Genomic DNA, 19,621 nt, shown 5'->3' on the forward strand with positions numbered 1-19,621 from the left:
GTTGTGGTTGATCAGGGCATACCTGCCCTTGTGCCGGACGACGTCAGGCCGGTGTTTGAGTCGCGCCTCAGCCGCCGGAGATGTCACCTCGGCGTGGGTGCGCGGTTCTACGGACGCCTGGCCGCCGTAGTAGATCTCGTCCTGGACAGGTGCTTCTGTAATGGTTGTCTCCGTCGCGGGTAAGTGGTAAGCGTTCTTACCTGAATAATAGCGCGGCCCCCAAAACGGCGGCCCCCAAACGGGCGCTGCCGGCCGGGGACGGGCTCAGCTGACCATTGCCTCCCGCCAGCTGCGCAGGAAAGCTCCGCCGGCGTCGTCGTGAATGACATCTTCCCCAAGCCCCAGATCGGTGGCCGTCAACACGTCATAAGGTTTGACCGGAACGCCGTCCGCCGGGCGGACATCAACGTGCTTCACGGGATGGTCATTGTGGTGCAGCCAGTCCGCCATGGCGTAGTCCGTGCGGGAATCCCCCACGGTCCGCCACGCCTGCGGCGTGATGCCCTGCGCCGCCAGCAACTCCACCGCGCGGCTGGCGCCGAGGTCCTTGCCCAGCCGCACCGACTCAATATCGGTGGAAATGATGGTGGGATCGACGCGGTAGTCCACCTCGTCGTCGGAATTCGGTGCGTGGTGCTCCAATCGGACCACGCCCATGCCGTGGCGGGCCATCAGGTCCATGGCGTCGGAGTCGAAAAGCTGCTGTTCGGCCAGGTAATCGGCGGAAGGCACCTCGATGTGCTGCTCAACGGACACCATGGCGCGTTTCGTCTCGTCAAAAAACATGTGCCTGGAGTAGTCCTCGGCCACGAGCCTGCGGACGTCATCGCCGTAGGCCTTGGGTACAGCAAGTTCGTGATCAACGTGGATGGGGCCGGGCCCGGCAGCGGTGTAACTGAACCACACGGCACCCTTTTCGCAAATGGCGTGGATGACCGTCCCTGCGGGAATACCGGCGGCGATCATCGGCACCATGACCTGCTCCCGGATGAACGCATCGGAGCGGCCGGTATTGAAAACGACCGGGATCCCGGCGGTGGCCAGCGCCACAAGATCGGCAATGATGCCCGGTTTCACGTCGCGGGTCACGGGGCTGGCCACGGGTCCGTCGACGTCGAGCAGGAGGGCGAGCGGCGGGGTGGACGGCAGGCGGACGCCGGGCGTGGTGCTGGCAGGGAATTCGGGTGCAGTCATGGCTCCATTGTGTCAGCCAGGAGACTCCGATCCTGCGCCGGGCGGGGCAAAGTCCGCGGCATGCGACACATGGTCACTGTTTGGCTACAACCTTGGGCTGCTGCGGGCCGGACACTTCTCTTGGGCCGCCAAGCTGCCTAGGGTGGCATGGTGATCTTCAAAGCTGTGGGCGAGGGACGCCCGTATCCCGACCATGGTTTCAACACGCCCAAACAGTGGGCGTCGCTGCCGCCGCGCCCTGTCCGCCTGGACGAACTGGTGACCACCAAACGGACGCTGGACCTCGAAGCGCTCCTGGCCGAAGACTCCACCTTTTTCGGTGACCTCTTCCCCCACGTGGTGCAGTACCAGGGAACCCTGTACCTGGAGGACGGCCTGCACCGCGCCGTCCGGACAGCGCTGCACCAGCGGACCGCCATCCACGCCCGCGTGCTGGTCATAGATGGCTAGGAAACCCAGGGACGCCAGCGTCCTGCACGGCCACCACGTTGTCACCGGCCCTGAACTGCGGGCCACGTTTGAGGCTGCCGGCGACCCCGACAATCCGGTGCGGTTGCGCCGGCGCGTGGTGCATGGCGTGGTCCTGGTTTTGCTGCTGGGCCTCATTGCCGGCGCCATCATCGTTGCGCTGGCCATCATGAGCGGGCACCTGAAGCTTCCGACGACGCCGGGCAGCGATGAGCCCCGGGCCACCTGTCCCGGGGCCACCTTTGACTACACGCCCAACGACAAAATCAACCTCAACGTCTACAACTCCACCAGCCGTCCCGGGCTGGCTCGCTCCGTGGCGGATGAGTTGCTGGTCCGGAAGTTTGTGGTGGGGGCCGTGGCCAACACGGAGGCCGGCTTCCGCGGCGTGGCCGCAGTGGTTTCCGGGGCTGCCGGTCAGTCTGCGGCCTTCAGCGTCCAGCGGAACCTGCCGGGCTCCGACTACTTCCAGGATGGCCGGACGGACGCCAGCGTAGACGTGATCCTTTCCAGCGATTACAAAGAGCTGGCCGCCGCGGACCGTGTGGACCAGACGCCAGGGAAGCTCAGCTGCCCGCGTGAAAGCCGCCGGATCGCTGACGATGCCAAGTGGCCGGTTATTCCGACGGCCGGCCCCTGACCATTTGCCGTTGCTCTATCACGTCTGGTCGTTAAAGCAGCCGGATGACGACCGGAAGTGATAGAGCAACGCAGGGGTTTACGGCAAGGGGAGGCTGACCCGCAGGGGTGCGCCGTTGTCGTCGAACCTTGCTCCGGCGCCCAGTTGGATGAACCGCACGGTGCGGGTGACCCGGGCCTCAAGTTCCGCGGGCTCGTTGCTGCCGCGTGCCGCGCTGGAGGAGAGTGTGCCGTGGATGAGCTGCGCCTGCTGGCCAATGTCCGCCCGCGGCAGGTACCCCTGCGCCATGCCGTCCCGGAGGATGCCCTGCAGCAGGACGCTGAGTTCACCCACGTGGTCGGCCAGTTTCGCAAAGGACGACGGCGACAGCACCGCCGCCATCGCCGGTCCGGGCGGGAGGTGGCGGCGGCTGAGGTCCTCCACCTGGGTGCGCACGTAGAGGGCCAGCCGTTCGACGGGGTTCTCGAGCGTGCTCAGTGACTCGCGGAGTTCGGCGAGGAATCGCTCGGTCTCGTCCAGGGCGTAAGAGATCAGCAGTTCTTCGATATCCGCGTAGTAGTTGTAGACCGCGGTGCGCCCCACCCCGGCATGCCGGGCGACGTCTGTCATGGTCAGTCCGGGCAGGCCGTGGGTGAACAGGAGTTCCCCGAACGCTGTCAGGACCCGGCGTTGCGTCTCGGCGCGTTGCGCGGCGTTGTTGGCCGCCGAAATCCTGGGCATGCAGACACTTTATCGCGATGTGTCAGTAAACCCGGAGTTGGGTCCGTGTGTTGCCCCGGATCGTTCAGACCGCGCAGCCGTCCGGGCCGCAGGCCTCGCCGTCGTTGCCGTCCGCGGCGTTAACCAGAACCAGCGGGTTCGTCTCCTGCCAGGCCTGGTTGAGCGCCGCCGTGAACGTTGCGGCAGGCTGGGCACCAGAGAGGCCGAACTTTCGGTCAATCACGAAGAATGGGACACCCGTGATGCCCAGGGCGCGGGCTTCCTCGAAATCGAAGCGGACGTCGTCGGCGTATTTGTCCGTGGTGAAGAGTTCGGCGACTGCATCGGGGTTGAGGCCCAGCTCCTGGCCCAGAGTCGTGAGGTATTCGGCGCTGCCGATGTCCTTGCCGTGCTCGAAGTGGTCGCTCAGCAGGCGTTCCTTGGCGGCATCCTGCTGACCGTGCTCGGCCGCGAGGTGGATCAGGCGGTGGGCGGTGAAGCTGTTGGCCACTACCACCTGGTCGAACCGGTAGTCCAAGCCCTCGCCCTTGGCTTGTGCGGTGACGTGGTCAAACATCTGCGAGACCTGCGCCGGGGCCATGCCCTTGCGCGTGCTCAGGTACTCCAGCTCCGTGCCGTGGTAGTGCTCCGGGAGGGTGGGGTCCAGCTGGTAGCTGCACCACTTCACCTCCACAGCGTCGCGGTGCGGGAACTCGGCCAGGGCGGCCTCGAAGCGGCGCTTGCCGATGTAGCACCACGGACACGCGACGTCTGACCAGATCTCAATCTTCATGCTTGCCACAACTGTGCAGGTCAGACACCCATTCCCCGCGGGCCGTGTCGGATTTGTCACATTGGGCCTTGAAATGGCTCCCCGCGCGGGGCGATAGTCGAAGCAACGGTTAAGCAGAGGCCATTCTGAACACATCAGTCGGTCGGGGGACTCGGACTGCGATCCTCCCGGAGGCACAGTATGCGGATAGGACTTGTCGCGGCACCATGGATTCCGGTTCCCCCGGCCGGGTATGGGGGCGTCGAACGGGTTGTTGACTCCCTGGCCCGGGGACTCATCGCCGCAGGGCACGAGGTGTTGTTGGCTGCAGCGTCGGACAGCACGTGTCCGGCGCCGCTGGTGCCGGGGATGCGGCCATCCGAGCCGGCTGCATTGGGGTTCACACTTTCAGAGCTCAGCCATGTCATCAGGGCTTATGAAGGCCTGGGGGACGTGGACATAATCCACGACCACACGCTGGCTGGGCCGCTGGTGGCCCGGCGAAGGTCCCGCGCCCCCGTGGTGACCACCATTCACGGCCCCCTCACCCCGGCGTCGGCCGATTTGTACCGCGCGATGGCTGCCGACACAGCCATCATCGGAATCTCACGTGACCAGGCTTCCCGTGTGCCGGATGTTCCGATCACCCGCGTGATCCATCACGGAATGGACGTCTCTGCCGTCCCGGTCGGTTCCGGCGCAGGCGGGTACGTCTGCTTTGTCGGCAGGATTTGCCCGGATAAAGGCGTTCTCGAAGCCATCCACATCGCGCGCAGGGCCGGCATTCGGCTGCGGATCGCGGCCAAGATGCGCGAGCCGGACGAGATCGCGTACTTCCGCTCCGTCATTGAGCCGCTCCTGGGCTCCAATGAGGATTTCCTGGGCGAGCTGGGGGACACCGACAAGTTTCAGCTCATGGGTGAGGCGATGGCGTTCCTGAACCCCATCCAATGGTCCGAGCCGTTTGGGCTGGTGATGATTGAATCCCTTTCAACCGGCACTCCGGTGGTGGGAACTCCGATCGGATCCGCACCGGAGATTGTGGACCATGGAAAGACGGGCTACCTTGGGCCCACGGACAGCCTGCACACCTTCCTGCCCCTTGCGGCACAGCTGGACAGGGCGCATTGCCGGGACCGGGCCCTCAAGCTGTTCAGCACCGAAAGGATGGTGGGCAACCACCTGGACCTCTATACAAAACTGTTGGAAACGAGTCGGTTTCCCGGGGTTCCGGATGCTTCCCATGTGGGCCAGAATCAAGTAGGGAGAGCAGATATCGGGGCGTTGGAACCGGGCCCGGTCTCTAGCAGGCGTTCATGAGGGAGGAGCGCATCCATGACTGCATGGAATGCCGACACTGAGGCTGATGTTGGCGGTGCTGAGGCCATAACGGTGGTGGAAGGGTCTTCCTTCTGTATCTCTTCCCGGAGCGGCGACATCAGTGCCGACGGTGAAACGAATGGCGCGTTCTACCAGGACACCCGGATTGTGTCCCGGTGGATCCTGCGGGTCAACGGCGCGATCCGTGAGCCGCTGGTGGCGCAACGGCCGAACACCTACGAGGCCACGTTCGTGGGCCGCGCCCAGTGGCCCGGCGGCAGGTTCGACAGTCCACTGGTAGTCCGCCAGGTCCGTCATATCGGACCCGGGCTGCAGGACGACATCACACTGGAAAACTACTCAGCGGAAGCCGTGGACTGCGATATCGAACTGTTGGTTGACGCCGATCAGGCCGACCTTTTCGACGTCAAGGGCGGGCGGACTCCGCAGGGCGCGCGGGTGAGCCGAACTGTCAGCGACGGCGGGCTGCTGATCGAGGCCCTCCGTAACGGTCAGAGGCGCGGCTCCGCCATCCGCGCAGCCGGCGCCGAAATCTCCACCGAGATGCTTCGCTTCCACGCAATCATTCCGGCGCGTGGCGAGTGGTCAACCAGCGTCATAGTGGTCCCGCTCATCAACGGTGTGGGACCCGCGGCGCCGTTCACGGAAGAAGGGCAACCGCGCGGCCGCGTAGGCGTGCAGCGGCACTTGGCGTGGGAAGAACATATTCCCCGCATCAGCGTCGCGAACGGCAATATCGAGGCAACCCTGCGCCGGAGCCAAAGCGATTTGGGCTCCTTGCGGATTTTCGACGCCGAGCACCCGGACCGCGCGGCGGTGGCTGCGGGGGCGCCCTGGTTCATGGCACTGTTTGGCCGGGATTCGCTCCTGTCCTCCTACATGTCCTTGCTGGTTGACCCCACGTTGGCGGCCGGAACCCTCCAGACGCTGGCAACCCTCCAGGGTTCGAAAGTGGACCCAGACTCCGAGGAAGAGCCGGGCCGCCTCCCGCACGAGGTGCGGCTGGGCGTGACTGCGGGGCTGTCGCTGGGCGGAACCGCGTACTACGGCACAGCGGATGCCACCCCGCTCTTTGTCAGTCTCCTGGGCGAACTGAGCCGCTGGGGACTGTCCGAGGACATCATCGATTCGCTGATTCCCCACGCCGACCGGGCCCTCGACTGGATTGAAAAATACGGCGACCGTGACGGCGACGGCTTTGTGGAATACCTTCGCCCCAACCCGCACGGTCTCCTTAACCAGGGCTGGAAGGACTCCTGGGACGGGATCAACTTTGCCGACGGGCGGATGGCCGAACCACCCACTGCCCTGTGCGAGGTCCAGGGCTACGTCTACTCCGCCTATGTGGGCCGATCCCTGCTGGCGCGCTGGGCCAGGGATGCTGAGACAGAGCACCACTGGGCCGAGCGGGCAATCGCCCTGAAGGAAGCCTTCAACGAGAAGTTCTGGCTGCCGGACAGGGGTTACTTCGCGATCGCGCTGGACAAGGACAAGACTCCGGTTGACGCATGCACATCCAATATGGGCCACTGCCTGTGGGTGGGCATCGTGGACGAGGAAAAGGCTCCTTCAGTGGCGGAGCGCCTGATGTCCCCCGAACTGTTCACCGGCTGGGGGATCCGGACCCTGGCTTCGGACATGGGCGCCTACAACCCTGTCAGCTATCACAACGGATCGGTGTGGCCGCACGATACGGCGCTCGTGGCTACAGGGCTGATGCGCTATGGATTCGTTGACGAGGCCATGAAGATCGCCAGCGGGATCCTGGACGCCGCCGAACACTTCGACGGCCGGCTGCCGGAGCTGTTCTGCGGGTTCGACCGGTCTGAATTCCATGGTCCCGTGCCTTATCCCACGGCATGCTCGCCCCAGGCCTGGGCCGCTGCAGCTCCCATCCAGCTTGCACGGATCCTGCTGCGATTCGACCCGGACTTTACCCGCAACGTGGTGCATCTGGCACCGATTCTCCCATCCGAAATCGGGGACTTCAGGGCCGAGAACGTCCTGCTGGGGACTTCGCGTGTGGCCATCAGCGCGCGCGGGAGGGAGGGCCGCATCGACGGCCTCCCAGTGCGGCTGGCTGCTGAAGGAACCGCGTCCGCCCCTCGACGAGCGCCTGGGCGGACGGGCCGGCGACTAGCGGCAGGTTTCTCGGGGAGCGCTTAGGGCAGGGCCCGCTCAAGGACGAAGTCGTGCTCCACGGTGGTCCCCAGCCGGAAGGACTTGCTGCCCACCTTGTGGAAGCCGGACTTTTCGTAGAAACGGATGGCCCGCGCGTTCTGGCTGTTGACACCAAGCCACACCCCGGCCGCGCCCGCTTCTGCCGCTGCATGGAGGCTGGCGTGCATCAGTCCGGCGGCCGCGCCCAGGCCGTGGTGGTCGGGGTGGACGTAGCATTTGCTGAGCTCCATGGAGGGCAGGACCTTCAGCGCCGACGCGACATCCGGATCCTTCGCTGGCCGGTTGACGAGCAGGCTGTAGCCGCGGAGCCCGCCGTCGGCGTCGATGACCAGGACTGTGACATCAGGATCCGCCAGATACTCCCCGAAGTGCCGTTCGCTGAGCGTGTTGGCCACGTGCGCGGCAATGTCCTCCGGTGACGACGACGGCGGGCACGCCAGCGGGAAGGTGACGGCCGCCAGTTCGGCGAGCGGGCCGCCGTCGTCCGTTGTTGCCTTTCGAATCGTGTGGGTCATGCCGGGATTCTACGTGCGCTTCCTAGGGCTTCGTGCTGAAAGCGGCGTCGAAGCTGGTCTGGGAGGCGGGGAAGTCGAACTTCTTCAGCGCTGCGAGGGCTTCTGGGGCGCCGTGCAGGCGGTCCATGCCGGCGTCTTCCCATTCGATGCTGATGGGGCCGTTGTAGCCGATGGCGGTCAGGGCGCGGAAGGACGATTCCCAGGGCACGTCGCCGCGGCCAGCGGAGACGAAGTCCCAGCCCCGGCGAGGGTCGCCCCACGGCAGGTGGGAGCCCATGACGGTGTTCCGGCCGGTGGGGCGGAGCTTCGTGTCCTTGCAGTCGACGTGGTAGATCCGGTCCTTGAAGTCCCAGATGAACGAGACGGGGTCGATGCCCTGCCACATGAAGTGGGAGGGGTCCCAGTTCAGGCCGAACGCGGGCCGGTGGCCGATCGCTTCGAGGGTGCGGACGGTGGTCCAGTAGTCGTAGGCGATTTCGGAAGGGTGGACTTCGTGGGCGAACCGGACGCCGCATTCGTCGAAGACGTCCAGGATGGGGTTCCAGCGGTCGGCGAAGTCCTGGTACCCGGCCTCGATCACGGCGGCGGGGACGGGCGGGAACATGGCCACGTACTGCCAGATCGAGGAGCCGGTAAATCCGACGACGGTGTCCACGCCGAGTGCCTTGGCCAGCCGGGCGGTGTGTTTCATCTCCTCGGCGGCGCGGGTGCGGACGCCCTCGGGATCTCCGTCGCCCCAGACTTTCGCGCCCACGATCGCTTCGTGGCGGAAGTCGATGGGGTCATCACACACGGCCTGGCCCTTGAGGTGGTTGGAGATGGCCCAGACCTTGAGGTTGTACTTGTCCAGGACGGCGAGCTTGGACTCGACATAACCGGGTTCGTCCCAGCGCCAGGCGTCCAGGTGGTCCCCGGAGACGGCGATTTCGAGGCCGTCATAGCCCCAGCCGGAGGCCAGGCGGGCGACTTCCTCGAAGGGGAGGTCGGCCCACTGGCCGGTGAACAGGGTATAGGGGCGGGGCATGTCAGGCTCCTTCAGAAGTAGCGGTCAGGGCTGTCGGCGTGCCGGCCGGGGCGCCGGCCAGTTGGATGATGGAACTTTTCGCGGCGGCGGATTCTTCAATGGCGTTCAGGATCCGCTGGACGGTGAGGCCGTCCTCGAACGACGGCAAGGGTTCGGTCCCAGCGTCGACCGCCAACAGGAAATCGCGGACCTCGTGCGTGAACGTGTGCTCCCAGCCGATGATGTGGCCCTGCGGCCACCATGCTGCAAGGTACGGATGCTCTGGTTCATTGACCAGGATCCGGCGGAAGCCCTGCTCGCGGGCGGGCCCGGTGGCGTCCAGGAATCCCAGTTCGTTCAGGTTCTCCAGATCGAAAAGAATGGCGCCTTTTTCCCCGTAGATCTCCAGTTTCAGCGAGTTCTTCCGGCCGGTGGCTACCCGGGAGACCTCCACGGAGGCGATTGCTCCGGAGGAGAGGGACAGTGTTGCCCAAGCGGCATCGTCGACCGTCACGTCCTCCAGTCCGGCAGCTCCGGGACGCTGCGTGGTGAACGTGTGGGTCCGGCCGGACACGTCGGTGACCTGGTCCCCGAGCAGGAACAGCACCTGGTCGATCGCGTGGGAGGCGATGTCCCCGAGCGCCCCTGAGCCCGCGGTCTCCTTTTTGAGCCGCCACGTCATGGGTGCACTGTCATCAGCGAGCCAGTCCTGGAAGTAGGCGGCACGGACGTGCCGGACGGTCCCCAGCCTGCCCTCCGCAATCAGCTCCTTCGCGAGGGCCAGGGCCGGGACGCGCCGGTAGTTGAACCCCACCATGGACTGCACTCCTGCTGCCCGGGCAGTCTGCGCCGCTGCCGTCATGGCCTCGGCCTCAGCCAGGGTGTTGGCCAGCGGCTTCTCCAGAAGCACGTGCTTGCCCGCCTCGAGGGCGGCGATTGCGATCTCGGCGTGCAGCCAGCCCGGGGCGCAAATGTCAACGATGTCGATGTCATCGCGTTCGATGACCGTCCGCCAGTCGGTGGACGTTTCAGCCCAGCCGTACTTCCCGGCGGCCTCGGCAACCCCGGCGGCGTCCCGGCCCACCAGGACCTTCTGCTCAAACGCCGGGACATCGAAGTAGCTGGCGACGTTCCGCCACGCGTTCGAGTGGGCTTTGCCCATGAACGCATAACCGATCATCGCCACACCCAGTTTTTTGAGCTCCGGGCGCGGATTGTTCGCTGGTTCGTGTGAGGTCATGGTGGGTCTCCTAGAGGGTAGCGGTTTCCGGCGCCCAGTCCTCAGGGAGGGCTGGGGATGCCGGAGCAGAGCTTTCGACGTCCACGAAAGTTCCGGATTCCATGGATTCGGTGATTGAGACCATGGAGTCCAGGACGTGGTAGGCCAGGTCGCCCGTGGCGCGGTGTGGCACCCCGGCGCGGATGGAGCGCGCCATGTCCAGGACGCCCATGCCACGGCCGTTGGCGGGTCCCGTGGCCGGGACGGTGGTCCAGTCCTCGTCACCGGCACGCCACAGGCGGATGTCGCCGTCGAAATAGTTGGGGTCCGGCAGGGACAGCGTGGCTTCCGTGCCAGTGATTTCCACGAAGCCCATCCGCACACGGGGGGATTCGAAGGAGAAGACGCTGTGCGAGGACGCGCCGCTCTCGAACTGCGCCATGGCCGACACATGCGTGGGCACCTCGACGGTGAACTCCTCGCCGGCCTTGGGCCCTGAACCAATGACCCGGACTTCCTTGGCCTTGGAGCCGACGGCGGCCACCTTGCGGATGGAGCCGAACGCCTGGATCAAGGTGGTGAGGTAGTACGGGCCCATGTCGAAGAGCGGGCCCGCGCCGTGCTGGAAAAGGAAAGCCGGGTTGGGGTGCCAGGATTCCGGACCGGGAGTCTGGAACGTGGTCATGGCGGTCAATGGCGTGCCGATGTCGCCGCGTTCGATGAGCCGCAAAGCGGTCTGCAGCCCGGCGCCCAGGAACGTGTCCGGGGCGCAGCCGAGGCGGATGCCGGCGGCGTCCGCGGTTTTGAGCAGGCCGAGCCCTGAGGCGCGGTCCAGGGAGAAGGGCTTCTCCGTCCAGACATGTTTGCCGGCATTGACGGCGGCGGTGGCCACCTCCACGTGCGCTGCGGGGATGGTGAGGTTGACGATGATTTCGACGTCGGGGTGGTTCAGTGCCGCGTCCACGCCGCCCCACTCCGCGATGCCGTATTCCTTGGCGCGGGCTTCGGCGGCTTCCTCAAAGAGGTCCGCGATCACATGGACTTTGAGGTCCGGGAAGACGGTGAGGTTGTCCAGGTACTGCTTGCTGATGTTCCCGGCGCCGATGACGGCAACTCCCACCGGGCCGCGGCGGGTCGATGCTGCGTGGCTCATGCGCGTGCTCCGGCTGTGCCGGTGCCCTGTGCGGCATTAAGGTAGGCGAGGCTCTCCGCGATGCCTTCGAAGATGTCGCCTGCGTAGTCGTCGAACTCCACCACGCCCACTTCCAGGGATTTTGCTGCGGCGATGACGTCCAGAACCGGGACGTTGCCCTTGCCCGCGGGCTGCTGGGCCTTGGTGTCCGTGTTCAGCGGGCCGTCCTTGATGTGGATCAGCTTGACCCGGCTGCCCAGCTTGGTGAGGATGTCCACCGGGTCCTGGCCGCCCACGGCAACCCAGTAGGTGTCCACTTCGAGGACCAGTTCGGGGTCCAGGAGGTCCGCGAAGTACTCCAGCGCCGTGCGGCCCTCGATGGTTGATTCAAGTTCCCACGCGTGGTTGTGGTAACCCACGCGGATGCCGTGCTCGGCACCCTTCTTGGCCGCTGCATTGAGTTTGGCTGCGGTGGCCTGGATGTCCTCGGCGGACTGCCAGTGCTCGGCTGGAAGGTAGGGGTCGATCACGGTGGTGATGCCCAGTTCTTTGGCTGCCGCGAAGATTTCGTCCTGGTCCTGGCTGAGGAGGGGTGCGTGTCCGGACGGGGCGGTGAGGCCGTTTTCCTTCAGCGCGGCGCCGAGTTCCTTGGCCGTGGCCACGAAGTTGTAGGGCTCAACCTGGGTGAAGCCGATCTCCGCGACCTTGCGGATGGTGCCGGGCAGATCCTCCTGGATGGCGTTGCGCAGGGTGTAAAGCTGGATCGAGTAGGACATCGTGTTTCCTTTACGGGAGTTGTCGGTTCTGGAAGACAAGTTGGTTTTGAGGCTAGCGGCCGGCGAGGGATCCGCCGATACCGCCCACGCTGAAGTACTTGTTCAGCGCGGCGAAGACGATGACCGGCGGGAGCATCATGACCACGGCGAGGGCCATGACTGAGGTCCAGTCCGTCTGGTTCTGCTGGAAGAAGGACTGCACGCCCATGGGCAGTGTGAAGATCTCGGTGGAGCGCAGGAACACGATGGCAACGAGGTAGTCGTTCCAGGCCAGCAGGAAGGCGAAGATCGCCGTCGAGAGGATGCCCGGCAGCGAGTTCCGCAACACTACCTTGGTGAAGGAGCCGAAAACGGAGCAGCCGTCGATCCAGGCGGCTTCTTCCAGGCTCATCGGGATGGAGTCGAAGTAGGCGGCCATCATCCAGGTGGCCACTGTCATGGTGGAGCCGACGTAGATGATGGTCAGGCCCATCAGGTTGTCCACGAGGCCCATCCCTGCGAACAGGATGAACAGTGGCACCACCGAGGTGATGATAGGCAGGGACTGCATAACAAACAGCAGCAGCGAGTAGCCGGAGACGGCCTTGCTGCGGCCGCGGGAAAGGACGTACCCGGCGGGCGCTGCGACAGCCACGGACACGGCCACCGTGCTGAGGGTGGTGATGAGGCTGTTCTGCAGCCAGGTGGAGGCCAGCGTTTCTGAGAAGACCGAGCCAAAGTTCTCCAGCGTGAAGCCGGTGGAGGTGCTGGTGGGGCCGGGCGTGAAGGCGAGCACCACCGTGACCATGATGGGCACGAGGACAATCACGGTGATGGCCAGGATCAGGACGAACCGCCACCACTGACCGGTGTGGCCGGCCTCAGAGAGGACGCGGCGGTTATTGGTTGGGCCGGCGACGCCGAGGAGAGGGCCGGACTCGGGATGGGCGTGGACTACTGCGCTCATTATTCGACGCTCGACTTTCGGATCTGGCGGTACAGGAGTACGGAGACGACCACCAGGGTCATGGTCATGAGGAAAGCGATGGCGACGCCGGGTCCGGTCTGGAAGTCCTGGAAGACGCTGCGGTAGGCCAGGACAACGAGGGACGTGGTGGCGTCCACCGGGCCGCCGCCGGTGAGCAGATAGATGGTGGGGAAATCGTTGACGCAGAAGATGGTCATCAGGATCCAGCTGATGTATGTGGACCGGGCGATCAGTGGCAGAGTGATCTGGCTGAACTGCTGCCAGGGGGTGGCGCCGTCCATGCTTGCCGCCTCGTAGACGGTGCTGTCCACGGAGGCCAAGGCCGCCGAAATCATCATCATCATGAAGGGGAAGCTGATCCATACTTTGAACACCATGACGGTGACGGCGGCGAGGGTGGGGTCGGCGAGGAAGAGCGGGGTGCCGAGGCCGAGGTTCCGGAACAGGGAGGGAACCAGGCTGCCGGGCGTTGCGACGAGCCAGTTCCAGGCAGTGGAGGACACCACGATCGGGACCACCCAGGGCAGGAGCAGCAGGACCTTGAAGGTGCTGCCCGCGGGAATCTTCGTGCGGAGCAGGAGTGCGAGCCCCAGGCCCACGAGCCAGGAGCCGAAGACTCCGACGATGGTGAACAGCAGGGTGAATCGGGCTGCACGCCAGAAGGCGTCGGAGCTGAGGACGTTGGCGAAGTTCTCGCCGCCGACGAAGTTGCCCGTCTCGATCAGCGAGCCGTCATGGGTGGCCTGCACGCCTGCCTCAACCAAGGGGTAGCCGTGGATGAGCACGAGCAGGATGATCGAAGGCAGCAGGAGCCAGAAGAACGTCCGGCTGGTCTGCGCGCTGAGTTTGCTTTTGCGGTTTGCGGTGCCCCCGGGCCCGCCGGGAGCAATTCCCCGGCGGGCCCGGCTGAGGCCGGATTTTGCTGTTGTCAGTGCCATGGAAAGGGCCGCTTATTTCTTGATGACGGATTTAAGGCCGGACTCGAACGCCTGCAGTGCGGACTTCGCGTCGGTCTTGCCGGTGAGGACGGTCTGGGTGAACTGGTTCAGGGCCTGGCCGCCGTCGAGTACTGCGAGGTTGTCGTTGAGTACGGTTCCCTGGGATGCGAAGGTCTTGGCGATGGGCTGCCATTCCTTGACGATCTTTACGTTGTTCGGATCGCTCGAGAACTCGGGGAGTTCGGTGATGGATTTGAAGACCGGCAGGGCGTTCATGAGCTTCTGCTTCCACAGTTCCTTCAGCTGGCTCATGTAGTGGACCAGGAAGGCTTCGGAGGATTCCTGCGACGGAGTGTTCGTGTACATCATGATGTTGTTCGGGAACACAAGTCCGCCCTTGTCGCCGTGCGGTCCGGCGATGGGGCTGGCCACCACAATGTCTCCGGAGGTGTCGCCCACCCGCTGGGGCACGCCCAGAACGTAGGGGCCGAAGGCTGCCTTCTTGTCCTTCCACATGGCGTTGAGGTTTTCGGTCGTGTAGCTCACCGACGCCGGGTCGATGATTCCGTTGGACACCAGTTCGAGGAGGAACTCGATGGCTTCGACGTTGCGGTCGTTCATGACGTCCAGTTCGCCGTCCTTGCTGAACACTCCGCCGCCGTTGTTGACCATCATCATGATCATGGAGTGGTTGCCGATGTTGTTGCCGGCGCCGGAGCCGGTTGCGAAGCCGAAGGCGCCGATGGTCTTGAGCTTCTTGCCTGCCTCAAGGAGGGAAGCCCAGTCCTTTGGCACCTCCACGCCGGCCTGCTCGAACAGCGACTTCCGGTACCACATCACCCGCATGTCCAGCTGCCACGGAACGGCCACGTAGCCCTTGTCCGACTTGAACGGTTCGAGGACGCCCGGCAGGAAGTCGTCGAACTGGCCGTTGCTCTTGAGCTGGTCAATGACCTTGTCCGCGTACGCGATCTGGCCCTGCTTCTCGAACTGGAAGGCCTGGAAGCCACCACCGGTGGACACCGCTGGTCCGGTCTTGGAGGCGATGGCCGAGGAGAACGTCTGGTAGAAGTTGTTCCACTGGATGGTCTGATAGCTTGCTTTGAGATTGCCCGACGCGGGGGCATAGCCTTCCGCGATCTTCTTTGCGGCGTCGTTATAGGCGGGCGTGGCCCAGGGCATGTCCCAGAGCTTGATGACGCCGCTGGCGCCGCCGCCCTGCGATGCGGAGCCGCCGCCACAGGCTGCCAGGAGCGGAACCGATGCGGCTGCGGCGGTCAGGCCGAGGAAGCCTCGGCGGGAGAGTGCGGAAGATGCTGCGGAGGATTTGTTGAACATGGTTTTCCTTTCGGGAGCCGGTCCGTTGAGCTGGCCGGTCCTTCTCGTCACTGAGTGTTGAAGGAGCTACTGCATAAAGAGGAAGTGCTGGTACTGCGGTCAGACGGTGAGCTGGCGGACTGTGGAGGTCAGGGCGGCGAACTGCTCAAGATCGCTGCCCGGTGTGCCGGACAGCAGCTGGTCGCGGAGCCGCGTCCAGCTGTGCCGGTGGGTGGATTCGTAAAGCGAGGGAAGGGTCGTGGCGCCGCCTGCGGTGACGGTGCGTACTTCCGCGGGCCAGGCGGCGGATGGATCGGGAAGTACGACGTCGGCACGCCCGGAGGCTGTCAGGATGGACACTCTTGCGGTGGCCGGCGCTGCGGACGTCAGGACGCCGTGCAATACCAGGGGCGCACCGTTGGAAAGCTTGCCGGCCACCACGTAGCCGTGCGGGGTGCGTTGCACTGGCGTCCATCCGGACACCTCAACCCCGCAGGCGTGGATCGCGGCCAGGTGCTCGGTCAACAGCGCTGCGGCATCGCTTCCAGCCGCGGCTTGTGCCACGGAGTCCACCAGGACGGCGTCGGCCAGATTCTTCGCCAAGAGGACCCGGACGTCTTTTTGCGTCTCTGCCAGTACCGGATTTCCTGCCCACTGCTGGTCAAGGATCACTGCCGCGCCGTGCTCCTTTGCGACGGCGGCCAGCGCAGCAGGATCCTCAGCCTGCGGGTTGACTACTACGACCCCCTTGGCGCCGTGGCGGATAGCGGCGTCCGCACGTCCGGTCCAGCCTGCTGAGCCCGCAATGGCGACGAGGTCGGCAGCAGCATCGGCGGGCTTGAGGGAAACGGGGAGGGAAGAGACGACGGCGGCGACGGCGCCTGCCGCTTCGGCGTCGGCGTCTGCCTGGACTGACAGCTGGGCGGTCATACTGTGGCCCCCGGGCGGGTTGCTGCTTGGACGTCCACCCGGGCGGCAGCCGCCTCGGCTATGGCCAGGGCGAACTCGAGGTCGTGGATGAGGGTCTCACCGGAAGGGGCCTGGCCGTTACCCCTGGCCAGGTCTGCCAGGGCGCGCCATTCACCTTCGTAGCCGTTGTGGCCGAACGGGCCAAGGACAGTGGTTTTCCCTGCTTGGCGCAGCTGGGCCGTTGCCGAGCCGGCGTGCACGTAGGAGGGGGTGAAGTTGATCTTGAGGGCGGCGTCGTCACCGATGGCTTCGAACTCCCAGGCCGGCTCCCACGTGGCGTTCATGGCCGCCCGCAGTTCGATGGTGACGTGGCCTGCCCGGAGGGAGATCACGTAGCCGAAGGGCTTGACGATCTCGGCGTAGAGCACTTCCACGGCCGCGAAATCGGGGGTGAACCGCCGCACCAGGGGCAGGTCATGGATAGCCAGGCCCATCACTCCGCCGGTGAGCATCGCCTTGATGACCTCCGGATCGGTGCTGTCACGTGCCGGCATGGGGGTGCGCCCCACGATCTCGGTGGCGAAGTCCTCGAACCGGGGATTGGGCGGCAGGACGATGGAGGACCTGATGGTGTGAACCTGTTCCGGGAGGTCGCCCCACGCGGCCTCAGCCGCGAGCCAGCCCGGATCGAAGGTGTGCATTGCTCCGACGATGATGGGGATCCTGGTTTCAGCAGAGACGGCCGAGATGCTGGCGGCCTCGTCGCCGCTCATGGCAAACGGCTTCTCGCACAGCACTGCCTTTTTGCCTGCACGGCAGGCCGCGATGACCTGGGCGGCATGGAACTGGTGCGGGCTGCAGATGGCCACCACGTCCACCGAAGGGTCCGCGAGCAGTTCCCCCATGCTGGTGCTGAAGGCTGCTCCCACCCGGTTCGCCACGGACTCCGCAACTGCGGGGTCAACGTCCATGATGTGACGGACTTCGAGGATGTCCTGCAGCCGGGCAAGGGATGGCAGGTGGATAGCCTGCGTTACCGGGCCGGCGCCGAGTATTCCGACGCCGAGGACGGCGGGTGCTGCCTGGGATTGGCTCGACAAGCTCTTACCTCTTTGTAGTCGCGAATAGAGAAACCGGGCCAGTCCTGGAAACCCACGGTGGGGTGAGCCGGCTCACACTCAAGCTAGAGGGACTTTTGTCGAACGTCAAGCAAAAGTTGCTAAGTTGATGACATTCTTTTGTGGTGTGACATGCAGAAGCTCCATGTGCTATCACTGACTCATGAGCTCAACGCCCGTTACTGACGCCGTCGCCCCTGACAATGGCGGCAGTCTCTCCCGCGCCGGCGATCTCTTCCAGTTGCTTCGGGACGGCAAGGCACGGACCCGCGCGGAACTTGCGTTGAGTACGGGGCTTGCCCGTTCCACCGTGGCGTCGCGGATCGACGCACTGATCCATTCAGGACTCGTGGGCCCGGCGGGGGAGGCGAACTCCAGTGGCGGCAGGCCGCCGTCGCGCTTTGCCTTCAACCCGGCGGCGCGCGCGGTGCTGGCCGTCGACGTCGGCGCCACCCACGTGATTGTTGCCGTCACTGACCTGGGCGGCAACGTCCTGGCCGAGCAGCGGCTCGTCCAGGATGTTGCCGACGGCCCCGAAGCTGTCCTGCACCGCGTGGTGGAAGAAGGCCGTTCCCTGCTCGGCAAGGCCGGCAGGAGTGCAAACGACCTCTCGGGAGTGGGGATCGGACTCCCAGGCCCGGTGGAACATGCCACCGGACGGCCGGTCAAACCGCCCATCATGCCCGGCTGGGACGGGTTCGACGTGGTCCGCTACGTGCAGCGCTCCATGCCGGTGCCCGTCCTGGTGGACAACGACGTGAACATTATGGCACTGGGCGAACGGACCGCCTACTGGCCGGATGAAGACAACTTCCTGCTGATCAAGGTGGCCACCGGCATCGGCTCCGGCATTATCAGCAACGGCCAACTGCAGCGCGGCGCCAACGGAACAGCCGGCGACCTAGGCCACGTGCGCGTCCCGCGCGGCGACGAAGTGTTGTGCCGGTGCGGAAACTACGGCTGCCTCGAGGCGCTGGCGTCGGGGCCGGCCGTGGCTGCGGACCTTAGCAGGCAGGGTGTGCCTGCAGCCAAGGGCAGCGACGTGCTGCGCCTGGTGGGCGAAGGCAACTTGCAGGCGATCCAGGCGCTGCGCCAGGCGGGCCGGGATGTGGGCGACGTGCTGGCCACCGTGGTGAACCTGCTCAACCCGTCAGTCATTGTCATCGGCGGAAGCCTTGGCCAGGCAGGGGAACACCTGATGGCTGGCGTCCGCGAAGTGGTCTACCGGCGGTCCTTGCCGCTGGCAACCAGCCACCTGCGGATCGCTCTTTCCGTGGCTGGGGACCAGGCCGCGATTCTCGGTGCCAGCCAGATGGTCACGCAATACGTCTTGTCGCCTGCAGCAATTGAGGCAACGCTTCAGGCGGCCGGTTAGGCGGCTTTTCGGCAGTCATCACCCTGCTGTAAGCACGCGCACCGGCGAACCCACAAGCCAGGCCCTGACGTCCTCGAACGCGCCACCATACAACTGCCGGTAGCTCTCCGCTGTCACGTAGCCGAGGTGCGGGGACAGCACAGTGTTGGGGGCGCTGAGCAGCGGGTGGCCCGCGGGAAGTGGTTCCTGGTCAAAAACGTCCAGGGCCGCGCCCCGAATCCAGCCCTCATTCAAAGCCCGCACCAGGGAATCCTGGTTCACCAGCGGACCCCGCGAGGTGTTAACCAGGATGCCTTCCGGCCCCAGGAGCCGCAGTTCCTGCTCACCCACGATGTCCTCTGAACGGGGAGACAGCCGCAGGTGGAGGGAGACGACGTCGGAATTCCTGAAGAGGTCCTCCTTGCTGACCTTCTGGACACCGGCATCCGCGGCGGCCTCATCGGTCAGGTTCTGGCTCCAGGCGAGCACGTCCATGCCGAACGCCTGCCCGTACGCCGCGATCCGCCGCCCGATCTTGCCCAGGCCCACAATGCCTAGGGTCTTGCCGGACAGCTCCATCCCCACCGAGGTCTGCCACGTGCCCGCGCGCAGCGAGTTCTCCTCGGCCGGAAGGTTGCGGGCGATCGCGAGCAGCAACGCCCAGGTCAGTTCGGGCGCAGCGGTGGGGGACCCGGGCGTGCCGCACACGGTAATGCCGAGTTCCGCCGCTGCGGCCACGTCGATGGCGGCGTTGGCCATGCCGGTGGTCACGAGCAGCTTCAGCCCCGGGAGACGTTCCAGCACGGTGCGGGGGAACGGGGTTCGCTCACGCATCGCAATGACGATCTGGTAGTTGGCGAGCGCCGCTGCCAGGGCGTCCTCGGACTGGAAGGGCTCGCGGAAGACGGACGTTGCGACGCCGGCCTGTTCCAGGGAGGACCAGTCGGCGAAACCGTGCGCCACGTCCTGGTAGTCATCGAGGATGGCAAGCCGTTGCTGCATGTCTGTTCCTTCGTCCGAGGTGCGCGGCTTAGCAGCCCGCACGTTGGCCGGCCGGTGTGAGCTTCATCGTATGCCA

At 65.3% G+C, this 19,621-nt stretch carries 18 protein-coding genes and 1 pseudogene; 5 read left to right on the forward strand and 14 right to left on the reverse strand.

From position 1 onward, the window contains the following. Nucleotides 1–264: 264 nt before the first annotated feature. A complete protein-coding gene (locus NG701_RS09660; protein WP_252566916.1) occupies nucleotides 265–1,194 on the reverse strand; it encodes a Cof-type HAD-IIB family hydrolase in 930 nt (309 codons plus the stop codon). A 150-nt stretch (nucleotides 1,195–1,344) separates the two neighbouring features. On the opposite strand from NG701_RS09660, the gene NG701_RS09665 reads away from it, so the two are divergent. Together NG701_RS09665 and NG701_RS09670 are read left to right on the forward strand one after the other, a co-directional pair. Then, entirely contained in the window at nucleotides 1,345–1,644 is a 300-nt protein-coding gene (locus tag NG701_RS09665; protein WP_058930154.1) for a type II toxin-antitoxin system VapB family antitoxin, read from the forward strand. Beyond that, nucleotides 1,637–2,302, forward strand: coding sequence for a LytR C-terminal domain-containing protein (locus NG701_RS09670; protein WP_252566918.1), 666 nt, complete (start codon nucleotides 1,637–1,639; stop codon nucleotides 2,300–2,302). The genes NG701_RS09665 and NG701_RS09670 overlap by 8 nt, the downstream gene beginning before the upstream one ends. A 78-nt stretch (nucleotides 2,303–2,380) precedes the next feature. Here NG701_RS09670 and NG701_RS09675 read toward each other — a convergent pair whose 3' ends face one another. Together NG701_RS09675 and NG701_RS09680 are read right to left on the reverse strand one after the other, a co-directional pair. Next, nucleotides 2,381–3,022, reverse strand: a complete 642-nt coding sequence (locus tag NG701_RS09675) for a TetR/AcrR family transcriptional regulator (protein WP_252566919.1) — start codon at nucleotides 3,020–3,022, stop codon at nucleotides 2,381–2,383. Nucleotides 3,023–3,086: 64 nt separating this feature from the next. Further along, nucleotides 3,087–3,794, reverse strand: a complete 708-nt coding sequence (locus NG701_RS09680) for a DsbA family oxidoreductase (RefSeq protein WP_252566921.1) — start codon at nucleotides 3,792–3,794, stop codon at nucleotides 3,087–3,089. 180 nt (nucleotides 3,795–3,974) lie between these two features. Between NG701_RS09680 and NG701_RS09685 the strand changes: the two genes are divergently transcribed. Both NG701_RS09685 and NG701_RS09690 read left to right on the forward strand, forming a co-directional pair. Beyond that, nucleotides 3,975–5,093, forward strand: coding sequence for a glycosyltransferase family 4 protein (locus NG701_RS09685; RefSeq protein WP_252566923.1), 1,119 nt, complete (start codon nucleotides 3,975–3,977; stop codon nucleotides 5,091–5,093). Nucleotides 5,094–5,108: 15 nt separating this feature from the next. Continuing rightward, nucleotides 5,109–7,254 (forward strand): annotated as a pseudogene (locus NG701_RS09690) (amylo-alpha-1,6-glucosidase). 22 nt (nucleotides 7,255–7,276) lie between these two features. Here the strand turns inward: NG701_RS09690 and NG701_RS09695 are convergent. The 10 genes from NG701_RS09695 to NG701_RS09740 form a co-directional block, all read right to left on the reverse strand. Next, nucleotides 7,277–7,810, reverse strand: coding sequence for a GNAT family N-acetyltransferase (locus NG701_RS09695; protein WP_252566927.1), 534 nt, complete (start codon nucleotides 7,808–7,810; stop codon nucleotides 7,277–7,279). A gap of 22 nt (nucleotides 7,811–7,832) precedes the next feature. After that, on the reverse strand, nucleotides 7,833–8,834 hold the full coding sequence (locus NG701_RS09700) for a sugar phosphate isomerase/epimerase family protein (RefSeq protein WP_252566929.1): 1,002 nt from the start codon (nucleotides 8,832–8,834) through the stop codon (nucleotides 7,833–7,835). A gap of 1 nt (nucleotide 8,835) precedes the next feature. Then, the gene (locus tag NG701_RS09705) at nucleotides 8,836–10,053 is read right to left on the reverse strand and encodes a Gfo/Idh/MocA family protein (RefSeq protein ID WP_252566931.1); all 1,218 of its coding nucleotides are present in this window, start codon (nucleotides 10,051–10,053) and stop codon (nucleotides 8,836–8,838) included. A gap of 10 nt (nucleotides 10,054–10,063) precedes the next feature. Then, nucleotides 10,064–11,185, reverse strand: a complete 1,122-nt coding sequence (locus NG701_RS09710; RefSeq protein WP_252566933.1) for a Gfo/Idh/MocA family protein — start codon at nucleotides 11,183–11,185, stop codon at nucleotides 10,064–10,066. Next, complete coding sequence (locus NG701_RS09715; RefSeq protein ID WP_252566935.1) at nucleotides 11,182–11,940, reverse strand: sugar phosphate isomerase/epimerase family protein; 759 nt, start codon at nucleotides 11,938–11,940, stop codon at nucleotides 11,182–11,184. Before NG701_RS09715 ends, NG701_RS09710 begins: the two co-directional genes overlap by 4 nt. Nucleotides 11,941–11,992: 52 nt before the next feature. Further along, nucleotides 11,993–12,886 carry a carbohydrate ABC transporter permease gene (locus tag NG701_RS09720; RefSeq protein ID WP_252566937.1) on the reverse strand — a complete coding sequence of 298 codons (894 nt, stop codon included), beginning with the start codon at nucleotides 12,884–12,886 and terminating at the stop codon, nucleotides 11,993–11,995. Further along, a complete protein-coding gene (locus NG701_RS09725) occupies nucleotides 12,886–13,845 on the reverse strand; it encodes a carbohydrate ABC transporter permease (protein WP_252566938.1) in 960 nt (319 codons plus the stop codon). The genes NG701_RS09720 and NG701_RS09725 overlap by 1 nt, the downstream gene beginning before the upstream one ends. Nucleotides 13,846–13,857: 12 nt before the next feature. Further along, a complete protein-coding gene (locus NG701_RS09730; RefSeq protein ID WP_252566940.1) occupies nucleotides 13,858–15,183 on the reverse strand; it encodes an ABC transporter substrate-binding protein in 1,326 nt (441 codons plus the stop codon). 99 nt (nucleotides 15,184–15,282) lie between these two features. After that, complete coding sequence (locus tag NG701_RS09735) at nucleotides 15,283–16,092, reverse strand: hypothetical protein (protein ID WP_252566942.1); 810 nt, start codon at nucleotides 16,090–16,092, stop codon at nucleotides 15,283–15,285. Further along, a complete protein-coding gene (locus tag NG701_RS09740) occupies nucleotides 16,089–17,171 on the reverse strand; it encodes a Gfo/Idh/MocA family protein (RefSeq protein WP_252566944.1) in 1,083 nt (360 codons plus the stop codon). The genes NG701_RS09735 and NG701_RS09740 overlap by 4 nt, the downstream gene beginning before the upstream one ends. A gap of 181 nt (nucleotides 17,172–17,352) precedes the next feature. On the opposite strand from NG701_RS09740, the gene NG701_RS09745 reads away from it, so the two are divergent. Continuing rightward, nucleotides 17,353–18,564 (forward strand): ROK family transcriptional regulator, encoded by a 1,212-nt coding sequence (locus tag NG701_RS09745; RefSeq protein WP_252566946.1) that lies wholly within the window; start codon nucleotides 17,353–17,355, stop codon nucleotides 18,562–18,564. An 18-nt stretch (nucleotides 18,565–18,582) separates the two neighbouring features. Here NG701_RS09745 and NG701_RS09750 read toward each other — a convergent pair whose 3' ends face one another. Beyond that, nucleotides 18,583–19,545 (reverse strand): D-2-hydroxyacid dehydrogenase family protein, encoded by a 963-nt coding sequence (locus NG701_RS09750; RefSeq protein WP_252566948.1) that lies wholly within the window; start codon nucleotides 19,543–19,545, stop codon nucleotides 18,583–18,585. Nucleotides 19,546–19,621: the final 76 nt, after the last annotated feature.

Source organism: Pseudarthrobacter cellobiosi (genome assembly GCF_023913815.1).
Classification (GTDB): domain Bacteria; phylum Actinomycetota; class Actinomycetes; order Actinomycetales; family Micrococcaceae; genus Arthrobacter; species Arthrobacter cellobiosi.

Bases quoted from the DNA above. Each gene is read 5' to 3' on its own strand.
- NG701_RS09660 (WP_252566916.1), bottom strand. From the start codon at position 1,194: ATGACTGCACCCGAATTCCCTGCCAGCACCACGCCCGGCGTCCGCCTG.
- NG701_RS09670 (WP_252566918.1), top strand. From the start codon at position 1,637: ATGGCTAGGAAACCCAGGGACGCCAGCGTCCTGCACGGCCACCACGTT.
- NG701_RS09675 (WP_252566919.1), bottom strand. From the start codon at position 3,022: ATGCCCAGGATTTCGGCGGCCAACAACGCCGCGCAACGCGCCGAGACG.
- NG701_RS09680 (WP_252566921.1), bottom strand. From the start codon at position 3,794: ATGAAGATTGAGATCTGGTCAGACGTCGCGTGTCCGTGGTGCTACATC.
- NG701_RS09685 (WP_252566923.1), top strand. From the start codon at position 3,975: ATGCGGATAGGACTTGTCGCGGCACCATGGATTCCGGTTCCCCCGGCC.
- NG701_RS09695 (WP_252566927.1), bottom strand. From the start codon at position 7,810: ATGACCCACACGATTCGAAAGGCAACAACGGACGACGGCGGCCCGCTC.
- NG701_RS09700 (WP_252566929.1), bottom strand. From the start codon at position 8,834: ATGCCCCGCCCCTATACCCTGTTCACCGGCCAGTGGGCCGACCTCCCC.
- NG701_RS09705 (WP_252566931.1), bottom strand. From the start codon at position 10,053: ATGACCTCACACGAACCAGCGAACAATCCGCGCCCGGAGCTCAAAAAA.
- NG701_RS09710 (WP_252566933.1), bottom strand. From the start codon at position 11,185: ATGAGCCACGCAGCATCGACCCGCCGCGGCCCGGTGGGAGTTGCCGTC.
- NG701_RS09715 (WP_252566935.1), bottom strand. From the start codon at position 11,940: ATGTCCTACTCGATCCAGCTTTACACCCTGCGCAACGCCATCCAGGAG.
- NG701_RS09720 (WP_252566937.1), bottom strand. From the start codon at position 12,886: ATGAGCGCAGTAGTCCACGCCCATCCCGAGTCCGGCCCTCTCCTCGGC.
- NG701_RS09725 (WP_252566938.1), bottom strand. From the start codon at position 13,845: ATGGCACTGACAACAGCAAAATCCGGCCTCAGCCGGGCCCGCCGGGGA.
- NG701_RS09730 (WP_252566940.1), bottom strand. From the start codon at position 15,183: ATGTTCAACAAATCCTCCGCAGCATCTTCCGCACTCTCCCGCCGAGGC.
- NG701_RS09735 (WP_252566942.1), bottom strand. From the start codon at position 16,092: ATGACCGCCCAGCTGTCAGTCCAGGCAGACGCCGACGCCGAAGCGGCA.
- NG701_RS09745 (WP_252566946.1), top strand. From the start codon at position 17,353: ATGAGCTCAACGCCCGTTACTGACGCCGTCGCCCCTGACAATGGCGGC.
- NG701_RS09750 (WP_252566948.1), bottom strand. From the start codon at position 19,545: ATGCAGCAACGGCTTGCCATCCTCGATGACTACCAGGACGTGGCGCAC.